This window comes from Streptomyces sp. NPDC005574 (assembly GCF_040605435.1).
Taxonomy (GTDB): Bacteria; Actinomycetota; Actinomycetes; order Streptomycetales; family Streptomycetaceae; genus Streptomyces.
Genome location: NZ_JBEXCW010000005.1, coordinates 23,897 through 44,590, shown reverse-complemented (window position 1 = coordinate 44,590; position 20,694 = coordinate 23,897). Strand labels below are relative to the sequence as shown.

The following is a 20,694-nucleotide window of genomic DNA, read 5'->3' as shown; positions in this document are numbered from 1 at the left end:
GATACGGCCACCTCCCGTTCGACGTCATCATGTGCGGCGCCTCGCCGCACGTGATGACGAGCCAGGACCCGACGAGGACGACCATGGATCAACTGCTGAGAGTCATGAACTTCGGCGTCTCGAGTGACGGAATCGGTGCCGGTGAGCACCAGAGTCTCGAGCGGCCGTTCGGCCACGTCCAACCCGAGAAACTGTTCGCCTGGGCCGGAGCCACGGCGAGCTGGCCCATGCGTACGGACTCCGGAGGGAGCCGGGGCCTCGACGACTACTTCACACGGGACTTCGCACGCAACATCGGCGCCGAGATCATGGGCCGCAACAAGTTCGGGCCCCAGCGCGGGCCCTGGCACGACCATGAGTGGCGCGGCTGGTGGGGGGAGGAGCCCCCGTTCCACACCCCGGTGTTCGTCATGACGCACCACGAGCGTCCGTCGTTCACGCTCTCGGACACCACGTTCCACTTCGTCGGCGGCGAACCGGCGGCGATCCTCGAACAGGCGCGGGAAGCGGCACAGGGCAAGGACGTCCGACTCGGCGGCGGCGTCACCACCATCCGGCAGTTCCTCGATGCGGACCTCGTCGACACCCTGCACGTGGCGGTCTCACCGGTGAAGCTCGAAACCGGCCTACGACTCTGGGAGTCCCCCGACGAGCTGCTCGACCGGTTCCACCTGGAGGTGGTGCCCAGCCCGAGCGGCGTGACGCACCATCTGTTCTGGCGGAAGTGACAAGTGGCCCAGGGGCCCGCTTGAGGTCGGCCTTCGACAGCGAGGGGCGTCTGCTCCGGTGGACGCCCCTCTCACCGCGGCCTCGGGCGCGTTCCCCGTTCTGGGCGACGAGTAGGCCACCGTGCCGGCTCACGGATCACGCTCGGTGGAGACGGTCTCGCCGACCGTCTCCACCGGCACCGTGCACCCGGTCCGAAGGGCAACCGAACCCCTACCACCGCCCCCGTCCGGTCCTCGGTACCGCGCCCTCAGTCCTCAGCGACACGGATGATCGTCCTGCCGTTGACCCGCCGCTCAGGGGTGTACGCGGCGGCCGCCTCGGCCAGCGGAAGCACCGCGCCGACCCGGACATCGAGCCGCCCGTCGCACAGTCGCTGCGCGAGGTCCGCCAGGCGCACGCGGTCCGGTTCCACGACGAAGAAGAGCGCCCGCCCGTCCCTGGGCCGGACGGTAGGGGGGTGGGTGATCGTGACCAGTGTGCCGCCGGTGCGCACGAGCGCGGCCGAGCGGTCGAGGATGTCACCGCCGATGACGTCGAACACCACGTCGACCTCACCGGCGTCCTCCAGCGGCTCGGCCTCCAGGTCCAGGAACGTATGGGCGCCCAGAGCGAGGGCGGCCTCCCGGTCGGCGGCGCGGCCGGTGCCGATCACGTGGGCTCCCGCCCCGCGCGCCAGCTGCACGGCGATCGACCCGACGCCGCCGGCGGCGCCGTGGATCAAGATGCTCTGGCCGGTCCTGATGCGCGCGTGGTCGAACAGGCCCTGCCAGGCGGTCAGTCCGGAGATGACGAGTGCTGCCGCCCTCGTGTGGTCGACGTCCGCGGGAAGAGGGGCGAGGTTGCGGGCTTCCACGGCGACGTACTCGGCCAGCGAGCCGTCGCGGGCCCAGTCGGCCAAGCCGAGGACGCGTTGGCCGACGGTGAGGCCGGTGGTTCCGTAACCGAGTTCCGTGACGACGCCTGACACCTCGTGCCCCGGCACGCTCGGGGTACGGTCGCGGCCGGCACGGTCGGTCCACGTCGCGGGCCAGTCGAGCTCGCCGCGGGTGAATCCCGCGGCGTGCACGCGCACGATCACGTCGTTCTCGGCGGCATGCGGATGGGGCAGGTCGGTCAGGGTCAGGCCGCTGAGGGACGAGTCGCGGTCTCGGACGGTGATGGCTTTCACTACTGGTCTTCTTCCGAGTCGGGGAGTGTGGGGGTCGAGTGCGTCACTGGTCTGCCGAGAGCCGTCGGAGTCACCGCCTCTGTTTTCAGCCTTTTCGACTTCACGTCGGCCAGGGCGCGCTGATGATGCGTTCGACCATCGATGTGCGGCGATAGCCGGGGACGAAGTGCTCCAGCACGTCCGCGTTGACGGTGCCGTAGGTGGTGTCGGGTCGGTTCATGAGCCCGTCGAGGAATTCCTGCAGGAATTCCCTCTTGAAATCTCCGCGCGGATGGGCGGCGATGATCTCGTCCACTTCCCCGCCGTCCAGCCGGTCCAGCCCCGAGCCGATCGCGTCCGTCAGGACGCCGTGGTTCAGGGCAGCCGTCTCCGGACCCATGCGGCCGGGAATCCCGGGCGTGGTGTGCAGGGCGATCGCCGTCCAGACCGTGTCGGCGGCGCTCTCGGAGAACCCGCGGTCGTGCAGGAACTTGCGCGCGTGGTCGGCGCCGTCGAGTTCGAAGCGCTGCCGCGTACCGGAGAACGGGGTCGAAAGGCCCGCGTCATGGAACAGCGCGGATATGTAGAGCAGTTCCGGATCGGGCCGCAGGCCGAGTGTGCGTGCGTGCAGGGCTCCGAAGAGGAATACCCGGCGGGAATGATGGAAGATGAGGGCGCTGTTCGTCAGCCGAACGAATTCGGCGGCCTCCGCCGCCGCCTTGGTCCGGGGAATTTCCACCCCTGCGATGATGTCGTTCATGATGTCCGTGCTTTCCGGTGCTCCGGCGCTCCGGCGCTCCGGTGCGACGCAGTACGGGGAGACGGTCTCCCTGTCTCCAGGGTGCGACCGTGGGGAGTTCGGTGCCGCCTCGGTCCGGCCATGGACCACTCGAATACGGACACCTGTGGAATCCTGGGGAGCGAAGTGTGAGCGTAAACGTGCACCGGGTCGCGATCCTCGTCTACGACGGGGTCAAACTGCTGGACGTCGCCGGTCCCGCCGACGTGTTCGGGGAAGCGAACCGGCTCGGTGCCGACTACCGGATCTCCCTCGTGTCGACGACCGGTGCCGACGTCGCCTCCTCGATCGGCATCCGGGTCACCGTCGACGGCCATCCCGCCTCCGAGCCGGCCCCGGACACGTTCGTCATCCCGGGTGGGGACGTGTATCCCCGCAGCGCCGTCACGCGCGACCTGGTGGAGGCGACGAAGGATTTGGCGGCCCGCTCGGGTCGCGTCGCCTCCGTCTGCTCGGGCGCCTTCGTCCTCGGCGCCGCCGGTCTGCTCGACGGCAAGCGTGCGACCACCCACTGGAAGATCGCCCCGGAACTGGCCGCCCGGCACCCGAAGACCCGTGTCGAACCCGACGCCATCTACGTTCGCGACGGCACCACGTACACCTCGGCCGGCGTCACCGCGGGCATCGACCTGGCGCTGGCCCTCGTGGAGGAGGACCACGGCCCCGAACTGAGCCGGGAGGTCGCCCGCGCCCTCGTCGTCTACCTGCAACGCGCCGGCGGCCAGTCGCAGTTCTCCGCTCCCCTGCAGGGCCCGCCGCCGCGGTCCCCCGCCCTGCGCAGAGTCGTGGACCTGGTGAAGGCCGATCCCGCGGGCGGCCACTCCCTCACTGACCTCGCCGCGCATCTGCACCTGAGTCCCCGCCACCTCACGCGGCTCTTTCGGGACGAGCTGTCCACGACACCGGCCCGGTACGTCGAGTCGATCCGCTTCGACATGGCGAAGGCTCTGCTCGACCAGGGGCACACCGCGACACAGGCGGCGTCCATGGCCGGATTCCCCAGCTACGAGAGCCTCCGGCGGGTCTTCGCACGAGAGCTGTCCATCAGTCCCGCCGCCTATCAGCGTCGCTTCCGCACGGCCCGCCCCACATAACCGGTCCGGAGAGCCGGCGGGAGGCCCGGATCCCAGAGCTCGCCTGAGTCGTCCCACCGACGGTCCGTACAGCGGCGGTGGGGGCGCGCGACGGGTCTCGGTTGAGGGGGCGGCGCTGCGGCGGCACCCTGGAGGGGACCCGGTCGCGCACAAGGTCCCCGGACTCACCCCGCCGGCTGCGGTCGGGCGAGCACAGGGCGCGAACGTCTGGTGAGCGCGTCGGGCGAGCACGAGGAAATGGAGCCCATGGACAGTCGAGGCGGCGAAGGCACCGCCGAGGGACACGTACCGGAGGACTTCGCCGTCGTCGTCGACGCCGGTGGCACGATCATGGTGTGGAGTGCCGGGGCTCAGCACCTGCTCGGACATGACGCCGGTGAGGTCGTGGGCCGCCGGGCCGCCGAGCTGCTCGCCGCGGGCCTGCCGGAGTCCGCGCGGCGACACCTGGCCGAGGGCCGTCGGGTGGCCTGTGAGGTGGCGCTCCGGCACCGGCGCGGCGACCGTGTCGTGGTGCGGCTGCAGGCGACCCCTCTGGCCGGCGCGGGCCCCGCTCCGCTGTGGCTGGTGACCGCCGCCGCGGCGGCGAAGGTGGCCGAGCTGCCCGAACCGCAAGCCGAGGCCCTCTGGGATCTCACACTCGCGCAGCTCCCCGTACCGGTGGCGATCTACGACCGTGACGCCCGGCTGGTGGCCGCCAACGCGGTCATGGCCCAGGTGATGGGAACGACCGTGGAGGAGATGCGCGGCCTGACCCTGCGGGAGATCCAGCCCACCGCTCCCTTCGACGAGTACGACCGGCTCCAGCGCCAGGTTCTGCGCACGGGGAGGACGGTGTTCCACGAGGCGCACGGCAAGGCTCCCGGTGAGACCCGGGACCATGCCTGGTCGATGTTCTTCTCACCGCTGCTGGACGAGAACGGCGCGGTCCAGGGACTGTCCGCGGCCGTCTTCGACACCACGGAGCAGTACTGGGCGCGTCGCCATCTGGCGGTCCTGAACGAGGCCAGCCTCCGGATCGGCAGCACTCTCGACGTCACACGGACCGCCGAGGAACTGGCCGAGGCGGCCGTGGCCGGGTTCGCGGACTTCGTCACCGTGGACCTTCTACCGTCCGTGGCGCTGGGCGACGAACCGGGGCCGGTACCGCCGGACCAGCCGGTCACCGTACGCCGCACGGCGCAGCGGTCGGTGCTGAAGGGCTGCCCGGAGTCGGTGGTCGCCCCAGGCGGCACGACCACCTACCCCGTGGGGACGCCACCCGCGCGGACGCTGCTCGCCGGCCGGGGCTCCCGGCACACGGCGGGTGAGCCGGGGATACAGCAATGGGTCAGGTCCTCCCAGGCCCGAGCCGCGTCCGTCACCAAGTACATGATCCACTCGGTGATGCTGGTGCCGCTGCGCGCCCGCGGGGTGACCCTGGGCCTGGTGCATTTCATGCGGCACCGCACGGCGGACACCTTCAGCGAGGACGACCTGCGGCTCGCGGAGGAGATCGTCGCCCGAGCGGCGGTGAGTGTGGACAACGCCCGCCGTTACACCCGTGAACGCCGGACGGCGCTGGCGCTCCAGCGCAGCCTCCTCCCCGACCGGCCGCCCGACCTGGCCGCGATGGAGGTGGCGTACCGCTATCTGCCGGCCGGTTCCGGCGCGGACGTGGGCGGGGACTGGTTCGACGTGATCCCGCTGTCCGGTGCCCGGGTCGCGCTGGTCGTCGGCGACGTGGTGGGCCACGGCATCGCCGCGTCGGCGACGATGGGCCGTCTGCGGACCGCCGTACGCACTCTCGCGGACGTCGACCTCGCCCCCGACGAGCTGCTCACCCAGCTGGACGACCTGGTCGTCAGACTCGACCGGGAAGAGGGTCCGGAGACACGCGGGCAGCCGGGGAGCCCTGCGGCAGAGGTCGGAGCTACCTGCCTCTACGCCGTCTACGATCCGGTGTCCCGGCGCTGCACCGTGGCCCGCGCCGGACATCCGCCGCCGGCCGTGGTCACTCCGGACGGCAGCGTACGGATCCTGGACCTCCCCTCAGGGCCGCCGCTCGGGCTCGGCGGCCTGCCCTTCGAGGCCGTGGACGTGGAGCTGGAGGAGGGCAGCCTGCTCGCGCTCTACACCGACGGGCTGATCGAGGCGGCCGACCGCGACATCGACGTCGGCCTCACGCTGCTGCGCCGGGCTCTGAGCGGTCCGGCCGAGCCACTGGAGGACACCTGCGACCAGGTCCTGCGCACCCTGCTGGCCGACCGTTCCACCGACGACGTCGTGCTGATGCTGGCGAGGACGGCCGCGCTCGACACCGAGCAGGTGCGTACCTGGCGGCTGCCCCGGGATCCCGCGGCCGTGGCCGGGGCCCGCAAGGTGACGAGCCGGCAGCTGGCCGACTGGGGGCTGACGGAGGCGGCGTTCGCCACCGAACTCATCGTGAGCGAGCTGATCACGAACGCCATCCGGTACGGCGAGGATCCCATCGTGCTGCGGCTCATCCGCGACTCGACCCTCATCTGCGAGGTCTCCGACGGCAGCAGCACCGCCCCGCATCTGCGGCGCGCCCGCGTCTTCGACGAGGGCGGGCGCGGGCTGCTGCTCGTCGCGCAGATCGCCGAGCGCTGGGGCAGCCGCCAGACGCCCACCGGGAAGACCATCTGGGCGGAGCAGGCACTCCCCACCGGGACACCCTCCGCCACACGGTGACACCCGGCCGGTGCGGGGCACGACGTGTGGGGTGTGCCCGCCGGATCACCGGCCGGCGGGCACCCCTCCCCTACTGGAGCGCGCGCTCCAGACGCTGCGCCACCAGTTTCACGAACCGCGCGGGCTCCTTCGGCTGGCCGCCCTCCGCGAGTACCGCCAGGCCGTGCAGCAGCTCGGCGGTCTCGACGAGCTCGGCGCGGTCCTCACGCTCCTGGTACGCCTGGTTCAGACCCCGCACGAGCGGATGGGTGGGGTTCAGTTCGAGGATCCGCTTGGTGGGCGGGATCTCCTGGCCCATCGCCCGGTACATGTTCTCCAGCGCCGGAGTGAGGTCATGGGCGTCGGAGACGACACAGGCCGGGGAGACGGTGAGGCGCGTCGACAGACGGACGTCCTTGACCTCCTCGCCCAGCTGCTCCTTCATCCAGTCCAGCAGTCCGGCGTACGCCCCGGCCTGCTTCTCCCGCTCGCCGTCGGACGGCTTGTCGCCCTCGGCGTCGAGGTCGATCTCGCCCTTGGCGACGGACCGCAGCGCCTTGCCGTCGAATTCTCCGACGGCGTCGACCCACACCTCGTCGACGGGGTCGGTCAGCAGCAGTACCTCGATGCCGCGGGCCCGGAACGCCTCCATGTGCGGGGAGTTCTCGATGCTCTGCCGGGACTCGCCGGTCATGTAGTAGATGTCGTCCTGGCCGTCCTTCATCCGCTCCACGTACTGCTGGAGCGTGGTGGGCTCCTCCTCCGCGTGCGTGCTGGCGAAGGACGCGACGGCGAGCAGGGCGTCGCGGTTGTCGGAGTCGCTGAGCAGCCCCTCCTTCAGTACGGCGCCGAACTCCCGCCAGAACGTGGCGTACTTGTCGGTGTCGTTGGTCTTCATGTCCTTGACCGAGGACAGGACCTTCTTGGTCAGCCGGCGCTGGATCATGCGGATGTGCCGGTCCTGCTGGAGGATCTCGCGGGAGACGTTGAGCGAGAGGTCCTGCGCGTCGACGACACCCTTGACGAAGCGCAGGTACGGCGGCAGCAGCGCCTCGCAGTCGTCCATGATCAGCACACGCTTGACGTACAGCTGGAGACCGCGCCGGAAGTCCCGCGTGAACAGGTCCTGCGGGGCGTGCGCGGGGACGAACAGCAGGGCCTGGTACTCGAAGGTGCCCTCGGCCTGGAGGCGGATCGTCTCCAGGGGGTCACGCCAGTCGTGGCTGACGTGCTTGTACAGCTCGTGGTACTCGTCGTCGGAGACCTCGTCCCGTGAGCGCGCCCACAGGGCCTTCATCGAGTTCAGCGTCTCGGGTTCGGGCGTCTCCTCGCCCTCGGCCGCCCCGGGGACGAGCCGGATCGGCCAGGTGATGAAGTCCGAGTACCGCTTGACGATCTCCTTGACCTTCCACACGGAGGTGTAGTCGTGCAGCTGGTTCTCGGCGTCGGCCGGCTTGAGGTGCAGCGTGACGGCGGTTCCCTGCGGCGCGTCGTCTACGGTTTCCAGGGTGTACGTCCCCTCACCGCGCGACGACCACCGGGTGCCGCTGCTCTCCCCGGCGCGCCGCGTCACGAGGGTCATCTCGTCGGCCACCATGAAACCGGAGTAGAACCCGACACCGAACTGCCCGATCAGCCCCTCGGCGCCGGCCGCGTCCTTGGCTTCCTTCAGCTCCTCGAGGAAGGCGGCGGTGCCCGAGTTGGCGATGGTGCCGATGAGCTGGCCGACCTCGTCGTACGACATCCCGACGCCGTTGTCCCGCACGGTGAGCGTACGGGCGTCCTGGTCGAGTTCGATCTCGATGTGCAGGTCGGACGTGTCGGCGTCGAGGCTGTCGTCCCGCAGCACGGCCAGGCGCAGCTTGTCGAGCGCGTCGGAGGCGTTGGAGACGAGCTCCCGGAGGAAGACGTCCTTGTTCGAGTAGACCGAGTGAATCATCAACTGGAGCAGCTGACGGGCCTCTACTTGGAACTCCAACGTTTCGGTCGGCATGTTCGCTTGTCCTCCACAGTGACTGGGTCGCCGGAACAGGTGACTGTCACTGTAAAACACCAAGTCATGGGGTCGTCACCGCCGTTCGATGGTCACCGGCGACACCCGCGGTGAGGTGTGGGGAAGCGGTCGCCGGCCAGGTCGGGGACGGGCCGGCTCGATGGCCGTCTCCGGCTTCGCCACGGTCGCCGGGGGCCCGAACCAGTGGTCCAGGGACTCGCACAACTGTCGGGCGCCGGCATCGCGGGACTCGGAAGGTGTTCCCGTCCAGGCGGCGTGGCCGTCGGGGGACGAGTGCCGCGCAGGCGTTCGGCAGGCTGCCGGGCCGCACCGACGCCACCGTCACCCGGTCCGTCCACGGCCGGGCCATCTCACGCAGCAGGTCGGTCTGCGGGCTGTCGTCCAACAGCAGCACTCCACCTGCCGTGGCCGCCAACAGCCGCACCAGGCTGCCTTCTTCCAGTGGGATGTCCGGCACCATCCGTCCGTCCCAGGGATGGCCGCGGTCGTGCAGCGAGGGACAGCGGGTGTTGACGCCGGTGATCTCCTCGGCGAGGTGGCCGGCCGTCTCGTGCGCCGTGGCCAGGCACGCGCGAGCATGCACCCGCAGCCCCCGAACGGCGACACGGCGGGCAGCCACGCCTACGCCGAGGTCGCCCACCCGACGCGGCAGCGACGCCAAGGTGTTCGCGCGGTGCGGTCGTACGCCGAGCACTCCGACCACCGCCAGGACGGGCGCCAAGGTCTCACCGGAGGCGGCACGATCTGGTCCCGGCGCGCCGAGCGATCGCTCACTCGAAACCGTAGCGGCGTGCGGACTCCTCTTCCTGCGCCAGCCGGTGCAGGGCCTGCAGCATCGGCTCGACGAAGATCGCAGCGGCGACCGCCGTCTCGGCCTTCTCCGCCTCCGAGGGATGCGTCTCCACGAAGTCCAGGTCGAGGACGGCGGCCTGATGCATCAACCGGGCGTACGACGCGATCACTTCGGAGTCCCAGTCGAAGCCGAGTCGCCTGAAGGTGGCCACCGCCGCCACCAGGGAGCGGTAGGCCGGGGAGATCGTGACGAGGGCCTGGGCGTTGGACCAGCCGACCGTCTCCAGAAGCTGGTCGACCTCGCGGCGTGCCCGCCGGACCAGCACGTCGTCGGTGTCCGGCTCGGGAACCTGCGGCAGCGCCCACAGGGCCGCCCCCAGGCGCATCGTACGACCGAGGGAGTCGTCGTCGACGTGGTGGAAGACCTCCCGGACGGTCGCCACCGGCACCCGCGCGACCTGGATCATCGCGCGCACCAGCCGCAGCCTGCGCAGGTGCTCCTCGTCGTACTCGGCCGTGGTCGCGTTCACCTGGCGGCCGGGCGTCAACAACCCTTCGCGCAGGTAGTACTTGATCGTCGCGGTGGACACGCCGCTGCGCTCACTCAACTCCGCCAGCCGCATCTCTGCCCCCTACCTGCTTCTCCCGGACCACTCCTTGAGGAGTGACACTATCCAAGCACCTTCCGAGGGGTGGCGGCGCCATCCGGGGGCGTCGAGGTGCGGGCTCGGCCGACGGGTGACCGCCGCCGCTCCGGAGGATGCACGAGTCGGTGTCGAGCGCGACCCCGTCGGCTCGTACCAGGGTGGGGCTCTGCACCACCTGGGCGTGACGTACGACGTGCTGCGGACCGCGTGAATCCACGCCCGCTCCGGTTCGGGCAACCTTCGCGAGCGCCCGGCCGTCTTACCGGATGCCGAGCTCGGGGCCCTGCCCTTGTCGAGGCGGCGGCAGCGGCAGCGGGGCGAGTGCCTGAGTGAGGGTGGAGGAGACGCTTCTGAATACCGTGGTGACCTGGGTCGACGCACGCGAACGGCTGCCTTGGAGCGGCGCACCGGTGGCAGCGGCGATCACGGGCCGGTATCCGGCCGACGGCGCCCCTGCGTCCGATACGGCGTCGGGTGAGGAGCTCGGGCACCCCGTGCGGCAGATCAGGGCTCACATCTGACGGCCTTTTGTTGCCTCCGCCGCCCGCCTGCTTCGCCGCACGGGGAAGACCGCAGGTTCGACCTGCCACCCGCCCGCCATGAGAGGGGCGCTGACGAGTCCCAAGGCCAAAGCGCCCGCGAGAGCGGCTGCCACCGCGTTCGACGCGTGGACACCGGGATCGCTGAAGGGTGCACGGCGCGGGACGCGCCCGAGGAGGCGAGCCCCGGCGCGGCAGGGCGTCCGGGCCGCGTGGCCTGTGGCACCCGGTGGATCAGCGGCAGCCGGTCGTCTGCGCCGGCAGGGGCGCGGCCATGGTCGTAGCCGCTCGGCCCTCCAGGAGGTTCGCCCCCAGCGGGGTGAGGGCGTGGTGGATGGTGTTGCGTACCCGCGTGCTCTGAATCAGACCCGCGTCGCGCAACACGGTGGCGTGTTCGCTGGCCGACGCGGGAGAGATGCTCAACTGGCGGGCTATCTCGCTGCCGGTCGCGTTCTCCGACCTCGCGATCGTGAAAAGGGTCGCGGCTCGGGTGCGGCCGAGGAGTCTGCCGAGTGCGTCGGGGCCGGTCACGGGGCTCAAGGGCTGCAGGGAGGCGATGCCGCGGGTCGCCGGGTACACCAGCACGGGTGAGAGGGACGTGTCCCGCAGAGCGATGGGGGCGCCCCGGCAGAAGTACGCGGGCACGAGCCGCAGTCCGCGCCCCTCGAGGTACAGGTCCTGGTCCCGGGGATAGGCGATCTGCAGCACCGGTGCGCGCCAGTGCACCGTGGGATGCAGGGTGCTCAGCAGCATCTCGGTCCCGCCGACCAGGAACGACTGCGCCCGCAGGCCGAGTTCGGCACTCACCGCCGCGGTGATCTGCGTCCAGTACGGGTGCAACGCCCGCCGATGGTAACGGCGCAGGGCGGTACCCAGACCGCGCAGCGCCGCGGGACGACCCGCCGCGAGGTCGACCGCCCACCACGGCAGCTTCTGCTGTTGGCCCAGCGCCGCCATGTCGCTCCTCAACCGCACGCGGGACGTGGACTCGATCGCCTCGGCGGCTTCCAGGGAATCAGTGGTGCCCTCGGCCGGCGTCAAGAAGTCCGGCGAATACCCGCGCGGCGGAGCGAGATGAAGCAACGGCTTCGAAGCCGCCTCCATCGACGTACGGGCGCGCATGCGCCAATGGTGGAACTGGACATCGATGTCGCGACTGCCGAGAACATGAAGACTGAGCAGAGCTTCCCAAGCCGGATCCGGCCCTGTGGGCAGGCGAATCCGGCCGAGGTCCTCCGCGGTGAAATGGATGCGCAGCATCAGCAAGCCCCCCGTACGGCTGCCACTCCAGGCTTCCACCTTCACCCATTCACCCCTTGCGCGACAGCTACGATCCCGCCACGTACGGTCATTCGGCGAGGACCGAATCTCTTTCCGCGCCCCGCCGGACTCGGCCTAGTTTCGAGGCCGGACCTCACGGGAGAACCCCAGCGGAAGCCGCCGACTGCTTCTGCGGCTCTTCCGTGGACTAACGGAGGAGCATCGTGACTTCTGCACGTCGCACTGCCAGTTCACTCACCCTCGCGGCAGGCTTGGTCGCCGCGGCGACCTTCCTTTCCAGCGCGCCCGCGGTCGCCCATGAGACGGCCGGCTCCGCACCCTCCCAAACGGCCCAGCGCGCGGACTGGGACGGCAACATCTACCTGTACTACAGCGCGTCCGCGAACAGTTCCTGGAGCAAGTACGCCGGAACGGTGAACGACTTCGCGGGCCAGACCTTCGCCGCCGGCGGCGAGGGCCACGGCCTGCGCGTGAAGAACAACGTGAACCGGGCCTGGAACAACGACGCGAACTGGACGGCCCGGATCTACTACAACGAGAACCAGAACGCGAGCGGCAACGCTCCGTACGACGACTTCTATCCCGGCGAGGCCAGGCAGCTCACGAGCAGCGTACGGAACAACAACGCCTCCCTCGGCTGGTGGTACTTCGGCTGACTCAGCGCGGCCCGCGTGAGCCGCGGTGTGCTCTTCACCAGCGCTGCAAAGGGAAGGACATGACATGTGGACGCCCATCAGGCAGGGCGGTCGGCGGGGCGCGGCCCTCCTCGCCCTGATGGCCGTGGCGAGTTGCACGCAGGCACATACCACCGAGCGGGAGCCGCCGCACTCCGCCCTCCCCTCGGTGCACGCGGTGCCGACGTTGCTCGACGTCGGGTCCCTGGTCCTGCCCATCGAGCCCTACCTGTTCACCGACCGGCAGGTGGCAGACCTGTTCCGGGCGCGGGCCGTCCTCGTCTCGTCGTGCATGCGGCGCTTCGGTCACAGCTGGCCCCTGCCCACCGGAACCGGCCCGGGGACAGGGACGTTGAACCCTGCCAACACGGCGCACCGGTACGGCGTTACGGACGCCGGGAAAGCCGCCCGGTACGGATATCACCCGGCTCCCGGCGCGCGGCCGCAGTCCAGGAAGGAGAGCCCAGGACCACGCCCCGCGCCGGAGGAGATGCTCGTGCTGACCGGCCTCGGCGACGACGGTGCGCCCGCCAGGCATGACGAGCGGGGCCGGCCGGTCCCGGTGGGCGGATGCCAGGGCGAAGCCACGGCATTCCTGTCGGGCGACCCGCGAAAGATCGGTAACGGAGAACTCGTAGGGGCGATCAATATCGGCGGCTATCAGGATTCGCAGAAGGATCCGCGGGTGGCTGCGGTGTTCCGCGCCTGGTCGCGTTGTATGCGACGACACGGCTACCGGTACACCGATCCGACGCGGGTCCCTGGAAATGACCCTGAATTCCGTGGTTCGACGGCTACTCGCCGCGAGATCACGATGGCGATCGCGGACGTGACCTGTAAGCGGGAAACGAACACCATCGGAGTCTGGTCATCCGTGGACGCGGCCTGTCAGCGGCGGGCGATGGGTGAGAAGCAGCGAGAACTCGCAGCGGTGAAACGGGATATGCGCAGACAACTGACCAACGCCGCGAAGGTGTTGCGGCCGCGTTGACCGTTCGCGCACCTCCCGTCCAAGTCGGCTCCGGCCGCCGGCCTGAGCAACCGGCCTGCCCGGCGCGGCGCCGATCTCGACGTGTACCCCGGCGTCGAACGCGGAGAGCCCTCGGCCCGCTTCTGGACCTCGGCCTGGCTCGATGCCCCCGGACGGCACGCGTCTCGAAACCTGTGCAGGAATGTCCGTGATCCGTAACAGGCGGATCCTGCGCGGGCTTTACACCGTCCTGACAGCTGAACGGGCTCACCGGGACGACGAGGAACAGGCTGATATGGCGCGGCATGGCGGGCGGGGATGGCACGGCCGGGTACTGGCGGCGGCGCTGGGAGTGACGACGGTGGCGGCTGCCGCCTCGGTATGGACCGCGCAGGCCAGCCCCGTCGAGGGGCGGCAGGCGGGAGCGGGCGCCTCGGCGCGCCCCTCCGCGCCGGGTTCCGGCTCCGGCGTGACGCCGGTGTCGGTGGACATCGCTCATGCCTCCGACCACGGCGCCCGGGGCGTCAACATCACCATCGACGACGGACCGGACCCGGCCTGGACGCCCCAAGTGCTGCAGGTGCTGCGGGAGAACGGCGTCAAGGCGACCTTCTGCATGGTCGGCACGCAGGCGCAGGCCCATCCGGACCTGGTGAAGGCGGTGGTGGCGGCCGGGCACCGGCTGTGTGACCACTCGGTCTCGCACGACACCTCCATGGACACCAAGCCCGAGGCGTACCAGTCGCAGCAGATCCTCGACGCCGAGCGCATGATCACCGCTGCCTCGGGGGGCGTACGGCCGATGTACTACCGGGCCCCGGGTGGCGCCTTCACCCCCTACAGCCGGCACCTCGCCGCCTCCCGCGGAATGCGGCCGCTGGGCTGGAACGTCGACACCAAGGACTTCGAACACCCCGGCACGGACGCCATCGTCACCACGGTCAAGAACGAGATCGCCAACGGCCCCACCGTCCTCTTCCACGACGCGGGCGGGGACCGCTCCCAGACCGTGGCGGCTCTGCGCGAGGTCCTGCCGTGGCTGAAGCAGCAGGGTCACTCCTTCGGCTTCCCGGTGCGCTGAACACGCGACGCCGCGACACCCGGAACCCACACGGAGGGTTCCGCCCAAGTCGGCGCCCCGAACGTGATGACGTGCTGGTGCCGTCGCTGGTGCCGTTCAGCCGATGCGCGCTCCTGTGCCGCTGACGCGGACTCGTGGGTCACCCGCGTGCAGTGTCACCGTGAGTTCGCCGGGGCGTCCCAGGTCCTCGCCTTGGTGCAGGGAGAGGACGGTGTCGTCCGGGACGAGGCCCAGTTCGCGGGCGTAGGCGCCGAACGCGGCGGCGGCGGCGCCGGTCGCCGGGTCCTCCACGACGCCGCCGACGGGGAACGGGTCGCGGACGTGGAAGACGGTTGCCGACTCCCGCCAGACGAGCTGGACCGTGGTCAGATCCAAGCGGTGCATGAGGGCTTCGAGGCGCGCGAAGTCGTAGGCCAGATCCGCGAGTCGGGCGCGCGTGGCCGCCGCGAGGACGAGATGGCGGGCCCCGGCGAACGCGATGCGGGGCGGGAAGGCAGGGTCGAGATCGGCGCGCGGCCAGTCGAGCGCGGCGAGGGCCTCGTCCAGGTCGGTGTCAGCGATCTCCTCGAGGTGCGGCTCGACACTGGTGAGGGTGGCCCGGACCGTTCCGTTCTCCTCGGTCACCTCGACCGGGACGGTCCCGGCGCGCGTGGCGAAGACGAGCTCTCCGGGGCCGATGCGCTCGGCGACGGCGATGGCGGCCGCGACGGTGGCGTGACCGCAGAACGGCACCTCCGCCCTGGGACTGAAGTAGCGGATGGTGAACGCCCGCCCCTCCTGACCTCCCAGGCCCTCCGGGGGCGCGGTCAGGAACGCGGACTCCGAGTACCCGAGGTCGGCGGCGATGGCCAGCATGTCGCTGTCGTCCAGGGCGGCGGCGTCCAGCACGACGCCGGCGAGGTTCCCGCCGTCGGGGACGCTGGAGAAGGCGGTGTACCGCAGTACCTCGGACCCTGGCGCGTTCCTCGTCATGGTCTGGCAACGCGGGGCGGAGCCGCGGCTATTCCGCACGCGGGCCGGGAGGCCGCCGCTCCGGGCGGGTGCGGCCTATGACGTCAACTGCCGGCGCTCGCGGTGAGCGGACCCTGTCGGTCCGACGCCACGCTCCGGCTCACTGATCTCGGCCCACACCGCGTCGAGGGAGAGCCCGAGGACATCGGCGATCGCCGCGATGGTCGGGAAGGCCGGGGTGGCCACCCGGCCCGACTCGATCTTTCTGAGGGTCTCCGGTGAGACACGTGCGTCGAGTGCGATCTCGAGCATCGAGCGCTCTCCCCTGGCCCGACGGAGGAGGGCGCCGAGGCGCTGTCCGCGTTCGACCTCTGCGGGAGTGAGCGGCAACCTGACCATGGAGCCGATTCTAGTACCGGTACAGTTTGGCCGGTATAGTTATTGGTCGCGTGAGAAGGACGCCTCATGATCGAGATCCTCAACCCCACCCTGCTGGCCCGAGCGAAGGACACAGGCGCCCTGGTCGCCGACATCCTGCAGACGCTGAAGAGCCGTAGCACGGCGGGCACGAACCTTCTGGACATCGACCGGTGGACCAAGACCATGATCGCCGAGGCGGGAGCGCTGTCCTGCTACGTCGACTACGCGCCCTCCTTCGGGCGCGGCCCGTTCGGCCACTACATCTGCACGGCCGTCAACGACGCCGTACTGCACGGACGGCCGTACGACCACCCGCTCGCCGACGGTGACCTGCTGACCCTCGACCTCGCCGTGTCCAGAGGCGGAGTCGCCGCGGACGCCGCCATCAGCTTCGTCGTGGGCGACGCGGCACCTCCGGAGAGTGTCGCGATGATCAGTGCGACCGAACGCGCACTGGCCGCGGGGATCGCCGCCGCCGGGCCCGGGGCCCGCGTCGGCGACATCTCCCACGCCATCGGCACGGTCCTCAGCGAGGCGGGCTACCCCATCAACACCGAGTTCGGGGGTCACGGCATCGGATCGACCATGCACCAGGACCCGCACATCTCGAACACCGGACGACCCGGCCGTGGATACACACTGCGCCCCGGGCTGCTGCTGGCACTGGAGCCCTGGGTCATGGCGGACACCGCTGAACTCGTCACCGATGACGACGGGTGGACGCTGCGAAGCGCCACCGGCTGCCGGACGGCGCACAGCGAGCACACGATCGCCATCACCGAGGACGGAGCCGAGATCCTCACCCTGCCGAAGCAGGAGCGCCCCTGAGAGGCCACGGCATCGGCGCGTCGGATGCTCCGTCCCCGAGCCCCGCTGCGGTCAGGTACGACGGTTCAGCTCCGTGTCCTCGGTGGCGGCCCAGGCGGACAGCAGGCGCAATGCGTCGTGATCGGGTGTGCCCGGTTCGGCCGTGTAGGCGGTGAGCGTGAGCCCGGGGTGGGCCGGCAGGGCCATGGCGTCGAAGTCGAGGCGGATCTCGCCGACTTCGGGGTGGCGGAACGGTTTGCGGCCGGTGTGGTGCAGGCGCACGTTGTGCTTGGCCCAGGCCGTGCGGAACTCGTCGCTGCGGGTGACCAACTCGCCGATCAGCCGGGTGAGTTCCGTGTCGTGCGGGGCACGTCCGGCCTCGGTGCGCAGGAGCGAGACGGTGGTGTTGAGCGAGGCGTCCCAGTCGGGGAAGAAGTCCCGCCCGGCGGGGTCGAGGAACTGGAACCGGGCGATGTTGACCGGGCAGTGCGGCTTGTCGGCGAAGAGCGGCGCGTAGAGGGCGCGGCCGAGGCGGTTGATGGCCAGGATGTCCAGCCGCCCGTTGCGCACGAACGCCGGACTGTCGGTCATGGAGTCCAGGACGCGCTGGATGGTTGCGGGAATGGGGCCGCGCGCCTTCTTGGCGCGGCCGGCGGGACGCCTTCGCTGCGCGGCTGCCAGGTCGTAGAGGTGCGCGCGTTCGGCGTCGTCGAGCTGGAGGGCACCCGCGACGGCGTCGAGGACCTCCTCGGAGGCGCCGGCGAGGTGACCGCGCTCCAGCCGGACGTAGTAGTCGATGCTGACGCCGGCCAGCAGCGCGACCTCCTCGCGGCGCAGCCCCGGCACGCGGCGGTTTCCGCCGTAGGCCGGCAGACCCGCCTGCTGTGGCGTGATCTTCGCGCGGCGAGTGGCGAGGAACTCGCGAATGTCGCTGGCGGTGTTCATACAACCAGGCTAAATGTCCGGTGCCGGGACTGGGGGGCCCTGCGAGTACCTGTAACGGCAGTACCTTCCGCGCCGACTGCCATCTGCGGTTTCCTCGACAGCGAGGTAGTCGGCGGGCGGTCCGGGGCGGAGTCGCACGGGCCGCTGCGGCTGCCGGGCAGGCACGCATCACCGAGAGTGAACCTGCCGGACACCCGTTCCGCACCATCGCGAGGAGACACGACATGGCGAAGCAGTCCGCGCCTCAAGAGCTGGCCGAGATCGCGCCGAAGCCGGTCGACGTCACCGACAACGTCCTGTTCGGCGACATCTGGGAACGCCCCGGACTGTCCCCCCGGGATCGCAGCCTGGTCACGGTGAGCGTGCTGGCGGCTCTCTACCGGGGCGAGCAGCTGCCGTACCACCTGGGCAAGGCGCTCGAGAACGGGCTGAGCGTCGAGGAGCTGTCCGAGGCCATCACACACCTCGCGTTCTACGCCGGATGGCCCAACGCCATGACCGCGATCAACCACCTCAAGCAGATCGCCGACCAGCAGGCAGCGGCCTGACAGCGCCCGGTCCAAGGAGCACCGACCATGGAACTGTTGAAGAAACAACCGACGATGAAGCTGCCGGCCGACTGGTTCACCGGCGACGCGTGGGCCGATGTGATCTACCGCGGGGAGGAGCCCTCCCGGGCTCGTGCCAACGCGGTGCGCTTCGCCCCCGGCGCCCGGACCGCCTGGCACGGCCACGGTCTGGGCCAGACCCTCTACATCGTCGAGGGCATCGCCCTGATCCAGTCCCGCGGTGGCGAGATTCTCGAAGCCCACCCGGGCGACGTGATCTGGACGCCGCCGGGCGAGGAGCACTGGCACGGCGCCGCTCCGGACCACTTCATGACCCACATCGCGCTCTGGGAGACGGACGACGTCGACTGGCTCGAACACGTCACCGACAGCGAGTACGGCGGGCCGCGCACCAGCACCCGTCTCTGACCGGTCCGAACCGGCCGACGTACGACGCTCGGCGGGGAACGGACCCGAAGCCCGGCAGGGGCGGCCGGCTCATGTCCGAGGTCAGAACAGTTCCTCCTGCTGGGCCTCCACCACAGACCGCGGCGCGGGCCGGGCCGCCCCACGGGAGGGCCTCTCGTCGCCGAACAGCGGGGAGGTGCCGCACTCGTCGGGCACCGCCGGGACGGCCGTCGCCCCGACGGGCACATCCAGGCGCAGCGGAGCCTCCCGGTCGAAGTCGTCCGGGGTCATGCGCACCCAGTCACGCCCGTGCTGCTCACTCACTCGACTGCTCCCGTCACCTGTCCTGACCGCCGCTGCGCGTCCTCCTTCATCTTCCCGGCATTCACGCACGGCGATCATGAGGAAGCCGACTTCACCGGGAACGATCCTCCGGCGCGGCACCGTGTCGACCTCGGGTTCCGAGCGCACCTGGAGCGACCGCTTCACGCTCGACGACCTCAACGGCCTCGGACGGCGCGGCCCGCACCTCGACTGACCCTCCCAAGTCGTAGGACAGGACACCGAAGGGGCGAGGCGCCGGAGAATCCTGGCGCCCGCCCCATCGGTGTCCTGCCTGTCCACACGCTCACGAACCCGACATGGCGTCCCCGAACATGGGGTCCTTCCCCGATGTGCCGATGCCCACGGACGAGGCGCCGAAGTTCACCGCGCCGGTGGCCGTGACGCCCGCGCCGGCTCCGCGCAGGACCCACACGGCGCCGTCGTCGCTGTTCTCGCCGCCCGCGCCCACCGACAGATCGGCGTGGCCGTCCTTGTCGTGGTCGGCGAGGTGGACGGCCTCGCCGAACAGGTCCGACGACTCGTTGGCTCCCGGGACACCCGAAGTGCCCTGGTTGAAGGACTGGGCGCCGGTCCCCGTCAGGCCGGAGGCGCCGCCGCGCAGCACCCAGACGCTGCCCGTCTGATCGGCGGAGCCGAGGCTCTCGAAGTTCGCGCCGACGGCGAGGTCGGGGTAGCGGTCGCCGTCGACGTCGCCCGCGGCGAGTGCGCCGCCGAAGTTGTCGTGGGGCTCGTCCGCTCCGGGAACACCCGCGGTGTCCTGGCTGAAGACGGCGCTGCGCGCGGTGTCGACGCCCGCCGCAGCGCCGTAGAACACGGTGACGTAACCGCCCGTCGTCGTCTGGTCCATGATGTCGACGAAGTCGGTGCCGACGACCAGGTCGTCGTGCCCGTCGCGGTCGAAGTCGGCCACGGTGAGCGCGCCCGCGTAGCCCGGGCCCGCCTCGGTCTGCAGCGTGGGCCCGGTCGAGGCCCCCCGGTAGACGAAGTTGCCGTCGGCGGAGCCCACCACCACGTCGTCCGCCCCGTCGTTGTCGAAGTCGCCGGCGGCCAGCTGGACGGCGCCGTCGGGGTAGGCGCCGGAGGTGATCTTCGCGTCGAAGCGCAGCTTCCCGGCCGCGCCGCGGGACTTCGTGAAGCCGCCCTTGAAGATCCACACGTCCTTGCCGGTGGAGCCGACCGCCAGATCGGTCTTCCCGTCACCGGTGAAGTCTCCGACGGCGAGGGACTGGCCGAACCGGTCGTGGCCCGACGCGTTCGGGTCGCTGATCGCCGTACCGCCCGACAGGCCGGACGAACTGCCCCACAGGACGGTGACCGAACCGCCGTCGACATCGGCGCCCACGTTCTCCAGCGGCGTGCCCACGACGAGGTCGCCGTAGCCGTCGTTGTTGAGGTCGCCGTGCGCGAGTTCGGTGCCGAAGCGGTCGGAGGTCTCCGAGACGCCCGGCACACCGGAGGAACTCTCCGAGGTCGTCTTGTGACGCGCGGCGCTGATACCGCTCGACGAGCCGTAGTTGACGACCACGGCACCCGCCTTCGCCTTCCCGCCCGCGACCGCGCCCGGGGCGCCCGTCGCGAGATCGCGGTAGCCGTCACCGTTGAAGTCGTCGGCGAGGCCCGACGGGGCGGCACTCGCGCTGCCGGGCACGGTGACGAGCAGACCACCGGCCAGAGCGGCCGCGACGACGGCGGCGCTCAGGGCAACGGAACGCCGGGAGTGCTTGTGCTGGGGCCGGGACATGAATTCCTCTCCAGGACCTACGTACTGACTCAGGTATGACCTCGGCCGCGCCTGAAGGGTTGTGCGGGAACGAGAGGTTCTGGTGGTGACGG

At 70.6% G+C, this 20,694-nt stretch carries 21 protein-coding genes and 1 pseudogene; 11 read left to right on the top strand and 11 right to left on the bottom strand.

Translation table 11 applies throughout. The annotated features are described in order from the left end of the window. Positions 1 to 83 precede the first annotated feature (83 nt). Complete coding sequence (locus tag ABZT03_RS05390; protein ID WP_356033782.1) at positions 84 to 728, top strand: dihydrofolate reductase family protein; 645 nt, start codon at positions 84 to 86, stop codon at positions 726 to 728. A 248-nt stretch (positions 729 to 976) separates the two neighbouring features. Here ABZT03_RS05390 and ABZT03_RS05385 read toward each other — a convergent pair whose 3' ends face one another. Together ABZT03_RS05385 and ABZT03_RS05380 are read right to left on the bottom strand one after the other, a co-directional pair. Continuing rightward, entirely contained in the window at positions 977 to 1,897 is a 921-nt protein-coding gene (locus tag ABZT03_RS05385) for an NADP-dependent oxidoreductase (protein ID WP_356033779.1), read from the bottom strand. Positions 1,898 to 1,997: 100 nt separating this feature from the next. Then, complete coding sequence (locus ABZT03_RS05380; protein ID WP_356033776.1) at positions 1,998 to 2,636, bottom strand: HD domain-containing protein; 639 nt, start codon at positions 2,634 to 2,636, stop codon at positions 1,998 to 2,000. Between the two features lie 167 nt (positions 2,637 to 2,803). Between ABZT03_RS05380 and ABZT03_RS05375 the strand changes: the two genes are divergently transcribed. Together ABZT03_RS05375 and ABZT03_RS05370 are read left to right on the top strand one after the other, a co-directional pair. Further along, the gene (locus ABZT03_RS05375) at positions 2,804 to 3,769 is read left to right on the top strand and encodes a GlxA family transcriptional regulator (protein ID WP_356033773.1); all 966 of its coding nucleotides are present in this window, start codon (positions 2,804 to 2,806) and stop codon (positions 3,767 to 3,769) included. A 246-nt stretch (positions 3,770 to 4,015) separates the two neighbouring features. Continuing rightward, a complete protein-coding gene (locus ABZT03_RS05370; protein WP_356033770.1) occupies positions 4,016 to 6,460 on the top strand; it encodes a SpoIIE family protein phosphatase in 2,445 nt (814 codons plus the stop codon). Between the two features lie 70 nt (positions 6,461 to 6,530). On the opposite strand, the gene htpG is transcribed toward ABZT03_RS05370, so the two are convergent. The 3 genes from htpG to ABZT03_RS05355 all read right to left on the bottom strand — a co-directional run bounded on the left by htpG (position 6,531) and on the right by ABZT03_RS05355 (position 9,868). Further along, positions 6,531 to 8,432 (bottom strand): molecular chaperone HtpG, encoded by a 1,902-nt coding sequence (htpG, locus tag ABZT03_RS05365; protein WP_356033766.1) that lies wholly within the window; start codon positions 8,430 to 8,432, stop codon positions 6,531 to 6,533. A 64-nt stretch (positions 8,433 to 8,496) separates the two neighbouring features. Beyond that, on the bottom strand, positions 8,497 to 9,174 hold the full coding sequence (locus ABZT03_RS05360) for a hypothetical protein (RefSeq protein WP_356033764.1): 678 nt from the start codon (positions 9,172 to 9,174) through the stop codon (positions 8,497 to 8,499). A 49-nt stretch (positions 9,175 to 9,223) separates the two neighbouring features. After that, complete coding sequence (locus tag ABZT03_RS05355; protein WP_356033761.1) at positions 9,224 to 9,868, bottom strand: MerR family transcriptional regulator; 645 nt, start codon at positions 9,866 to 9,868, stop codon at positions 9,224 to 9,226. Between the two features lie 359 nt (positions 9,869 to 10,227). Here ABZT03_RS05355 and ABZT03_RS05350 point away from each other — a divergent pair. Further along, positions 10,228 to 10,338: pseudogene (locus ABZT03_RS05350) on the top strand (amine oxidase); the annotation flags it as partial. 327 nt (positions 10,339 to 10,665) lie between these two features. Here the strand turns inward: ABZT03_RS05350 and ABZT03_RS05345 are convergent. Beyond that, complete coding sequence (locus tag ABZT03_RS05345) at positions 10,666 to 11,553, bottom strand: winged helix-turn-helix domain-containing protein (RefSeq protein WP_356033759.1); 888 nt, start codon at positions 11,551 to 11,553, stop codon at positions 10,666 to 10,668. Positions 11,554 to 11,915: 362 nt separating this feature from the next. Between ABZT03_RS05345 and ABZT03_RS05340 the strand changes: the two genes are divergently transcribed. The 3 genes from ABZT03_RS05340 to ABZT03_RS05330 all read left to right on the top strand — a co-directional run bounded on the left by ABZT03_RS05340 (position 11,916) and on the right by ABZT03_RS05330 (position 14,437). Next, positions 11,916 to 12,368 (top strand): hypothetical protein, encoded by a 453-nt coding sequence (locus tag ABZT03_RS05340; protein ID WP_356033755.1) that lies wholly within the window; start codon positions 11,916 to 11,918, stop codon positions 12,366 to 12,368. 64 nt (positions 12,369 to 12,432) lie between these two features. Further along, the gene (locus ABZT03_RS05335) at positions 12,433 to 13,377 is read left to right on the top strand and encodes a hypothetical protein (protein WP_356033752.1); all 945 of its coding nucleotides are present in this window, start codon (positions 12,433 to 12,435) and stop codon (positions 13,375 to 13,377) included. Between the two features lie 274 nt (positions 13,378 to 13,651). Then, positions 13,652 to 14,437, top strand: coding sequence for a polysaccharide deacetylase family protein (locus ABZT03_RS05330; RefSeq protein WP_356034168.1), 786 nt, complete (start codon positions 13,652 to 13,654; stop codon positions 14,435 to 14,437). A 96-nt stretch (positions 14,438 to 14,533) separates the two neighbouring features. Here the strand turns inward: ABZT03_RS05330 and ABZT03_RS05325 are convergent, their stop codons facing one another. Continuing rightward, positions 14,534 to 15,409 carry a PhzF family phenazine biosynthesis isomerase gene (locus tag ABZT03_RS05325; protein WP_356033749.1) on the bottom strand — a complete coding sequence of 292 codons (876 nt, stop codon included), beginning with the start codon at positions 15,407 to 15,409 and terminating at the stop codon, positions 14,534 to 14,536. A gap of 75 nt (positions 15,410 to 15,484) precedes the next feature. Beyond that, positions 15,485 to 15,787, bottom strand: coding sequence for a helix-turn-helix transcriptional regulator (locus ABZT03_RS05320; RefSeq protein WP_356033747.1), 303 nt, complete (start codon positions 15,785 to 15,787; stop codon positions 15,485 to 15,487). A 66-nt stretch (positions 15,788 to 15,853) separates the two neighbouring features. Between ABZT03_RS05320 and map the strand changes: the two genes are divergently transcribed. Further along, positions 15,854 to 16,636, top strand: coding sequence for a type I methionyl aminopeptidase (map, locus tag ABZT03_RS05315; protein ID WP_356033745.1), 783 nt, complete (start codon positions 15,854 to 15,856; stop codon positions 16,634 to 16,636). Positions 16,637 to 16,687: 51 nt separating this feature from the next. Here the strand turns inward: map and ABZT03_RS05310 are convergent, their stop codons facing one another. Continuing rightward, the gene (locus ABZT03_RS05310; protein ID WP_356033742.1) at positions 16,688 to 17,560 is read right to left on the bottom strand and encodes a helix-turn-helix transcriptional regulator; all 873 of its coding nucleotides are present in this window, start codon (positions 17,558 to 17,560) and stop codon (positions 16,688 to 16,690) included. Positions 17,561 to 17,784: 224 nt separating this feature from the next. On the opposite strand from ABZT03_RS05310, the gene ABZT03_RS05305 reads away from it, so the two are divergent. Then, positions 17,785 to 18,108, top strand: a complete 324-nt coding sequence (locus ABZT03_RS05305) for a carboxymuconolactone decarboxylase family protein (RefSeq protein WP_356033740.1) — start codon at positions 17,785 to 17,787, stop codon at positions 18,106 to 18,108. Between the two features lie 27 nt (positions 18,109 to 18,135). Beyond that, positions 18,136 to 18,537 (top strand): cupin domain-containing protein, encoded by a 402-nt coding sequence (locus ABZT03_RS05300; RefSeq protein WP_356033737.1) that lies wholly within the window; start codon positions 18,136 to 18,138, stop codon positions 18,535 to 18,537. Positions 18,538 to 18,618: 81 nt separating this feature from the next. On the opposite strand, the gene ABZT03_RS05295 is transcribed toward ABZT03_RS05300, so the two are convergent. After that, positions 18,619 to 18,840 carry a hypothetical protein gene (locus ABZT03_RS05295; RefSeq protein WP_356033735.1) on the bottom strand — a complete coding sequence of 74 codons (222 nt, stop codon included), beginning with the start codon at positions 18,838 to 18,840 and terminating at the stop codon, positions 18,619 to 18,621. 76 nt (positions 18,841 to 18,916) lie between these two features. On the opposite strand from ABZT03_RS05295, the gene ABZT03_RS05290 reads away from it, so the two are divergent. Next, complete coding sequence (locus tag ABZT03_RS05290; RefSeq protein ID WP_356033732.1) at positions 18,917 to 19,054, top strand: hypothetical protein; 138 nt, start codon at positions 18,917 to 18,919, stop codon at positions 19,052 to 19,054. Between the two features lie 90 nt (positions 19,055 to 19,144). Here the strand turns inward: ABZT03_RS05290 and ABZT03_RS05285 are convergent, their stop codons facing one another. Then, complete coding sequence (locus tag ABZT03_RS05285) at positions 19,145 to 20,602, bottom strand: FG-GAP-like repeat-containing protein (protein WP_356033729.1); 1,458 nt, start codon at positions 20,600 to 20,602, stop codon at positions 19,145 to 19,147. Positions 20,603 to 20,694 lie beyond the last annotated feature (92 nt).

Coding starts and splice junctions, on each gene's coding strand:
- ABZT03_RS05390 (WP_356033782.1), top strand. CDS start 84: ATGGATCAACTGCTGAGAGTCATGAACTTCGGCGTCTCGAGTGACGGA.
- ABZT03_RS05380 (WP_356033776.1), bottom strand. CDS start 2,636: ATGAACGACATCATCGCAGGGGTGGAAATTCCCCGGACCAAGGCGGCG.
- ABZT03_RS05370 (WP_356033770.1), top strand. CDS start 4,016: ATGGACAGTCGAGGCGGCGAAGGCACCGCCGAGGGACACGTACCGGAG.
- htpG (WP_356033766.1), bottom strand. CDS start 8,432: ATGCCGACCGAAACGTTGGAGTTCCAAGTAGAGGCCCGTCAGCTGCTC.
- ABZT03_RS05355 (WP_356033761.1), bottom strand. CDS start 9,868: ATGCGGCTGGCGGAGTTGAGTGAGCGCAGCGGCGTGTCCACCGCGACG.
- ABZT03_RS05345 (WP_356033759.1), bottom strand. CDS start 11,553: ATGCGCGCCCGTACGTCGATGGAGGCGGCTTCGAAGCCGTTGCTTCAT.
- ABZT03_RS05335 (WP_356033752.1), top strand. CDS start 12,433: ATGTGGACGCCCATCAGGCAGGGCGGTCGGCGGGGCGCGGCCCTCCTC.
- ABZT03_RS05330 (WP_356034168.1), top strand. CDS start 13,652: ATGGCGCGGCATGGCGGGCGGGGATGGCACGGCCGGGTACTGGCGGCG.
- ABZT03_RS05325 (WP_356033749.1), bottom strand. CDS start 15,409: ATGACGAGGAACGCGCCAGGGTCCGAGGTACTGCGGTACACCGCCTTC.
- ABZT03_RS05320 (WP_356033747.1), bottom strand. CDS start 15,787: ATGGTCAGGTTGCCGCTCACTCCCGCAGAGGTCGAACGCGGACAGCGC.
- map (WP_356033745.1), top strand. CDS start 15,854: ATGATCGAGATCCTCAACCCCACCCTGCTGGCCCGAGCGAAGGACACA.
- ABZT03_RS05310 (WP_356033742.1), bottom strand. CDS start 17,560: ATGAACACCGCCAGCGACATTCGCGAGTTCCTCGCCACTCGCCGCGCG.
- ABZT03_RS05305 (WP_356033740.1), top strand. CDS start 17,785: ATGGCGAAGCAGTCCGCGCCTCAAGAGCTGGCCGAGATCGCGCCGAAG.
- ABZT03_RS05300 (WP_356033737.1), top strand. CDS start 18,136: ATGGAACTGTTGAAGAAACAACCGACGATGAAGCTGCCGGCCGACTGG.
- ABZT03_RS05290 (WP_356033732.1), top strand. CDS start 18,917: ATGAGGAAGCCGACTTCACCGGGAACGATCCTCCGGCGCGGCACCGTG.
- ABZT03_RS05285 (WP_356033729.1), bottom strand. CDS start 20,602: ATGTCCCGGCCCCAGCACAAGCACTCCCGGCGTTCCGTTGCCCTGAGC.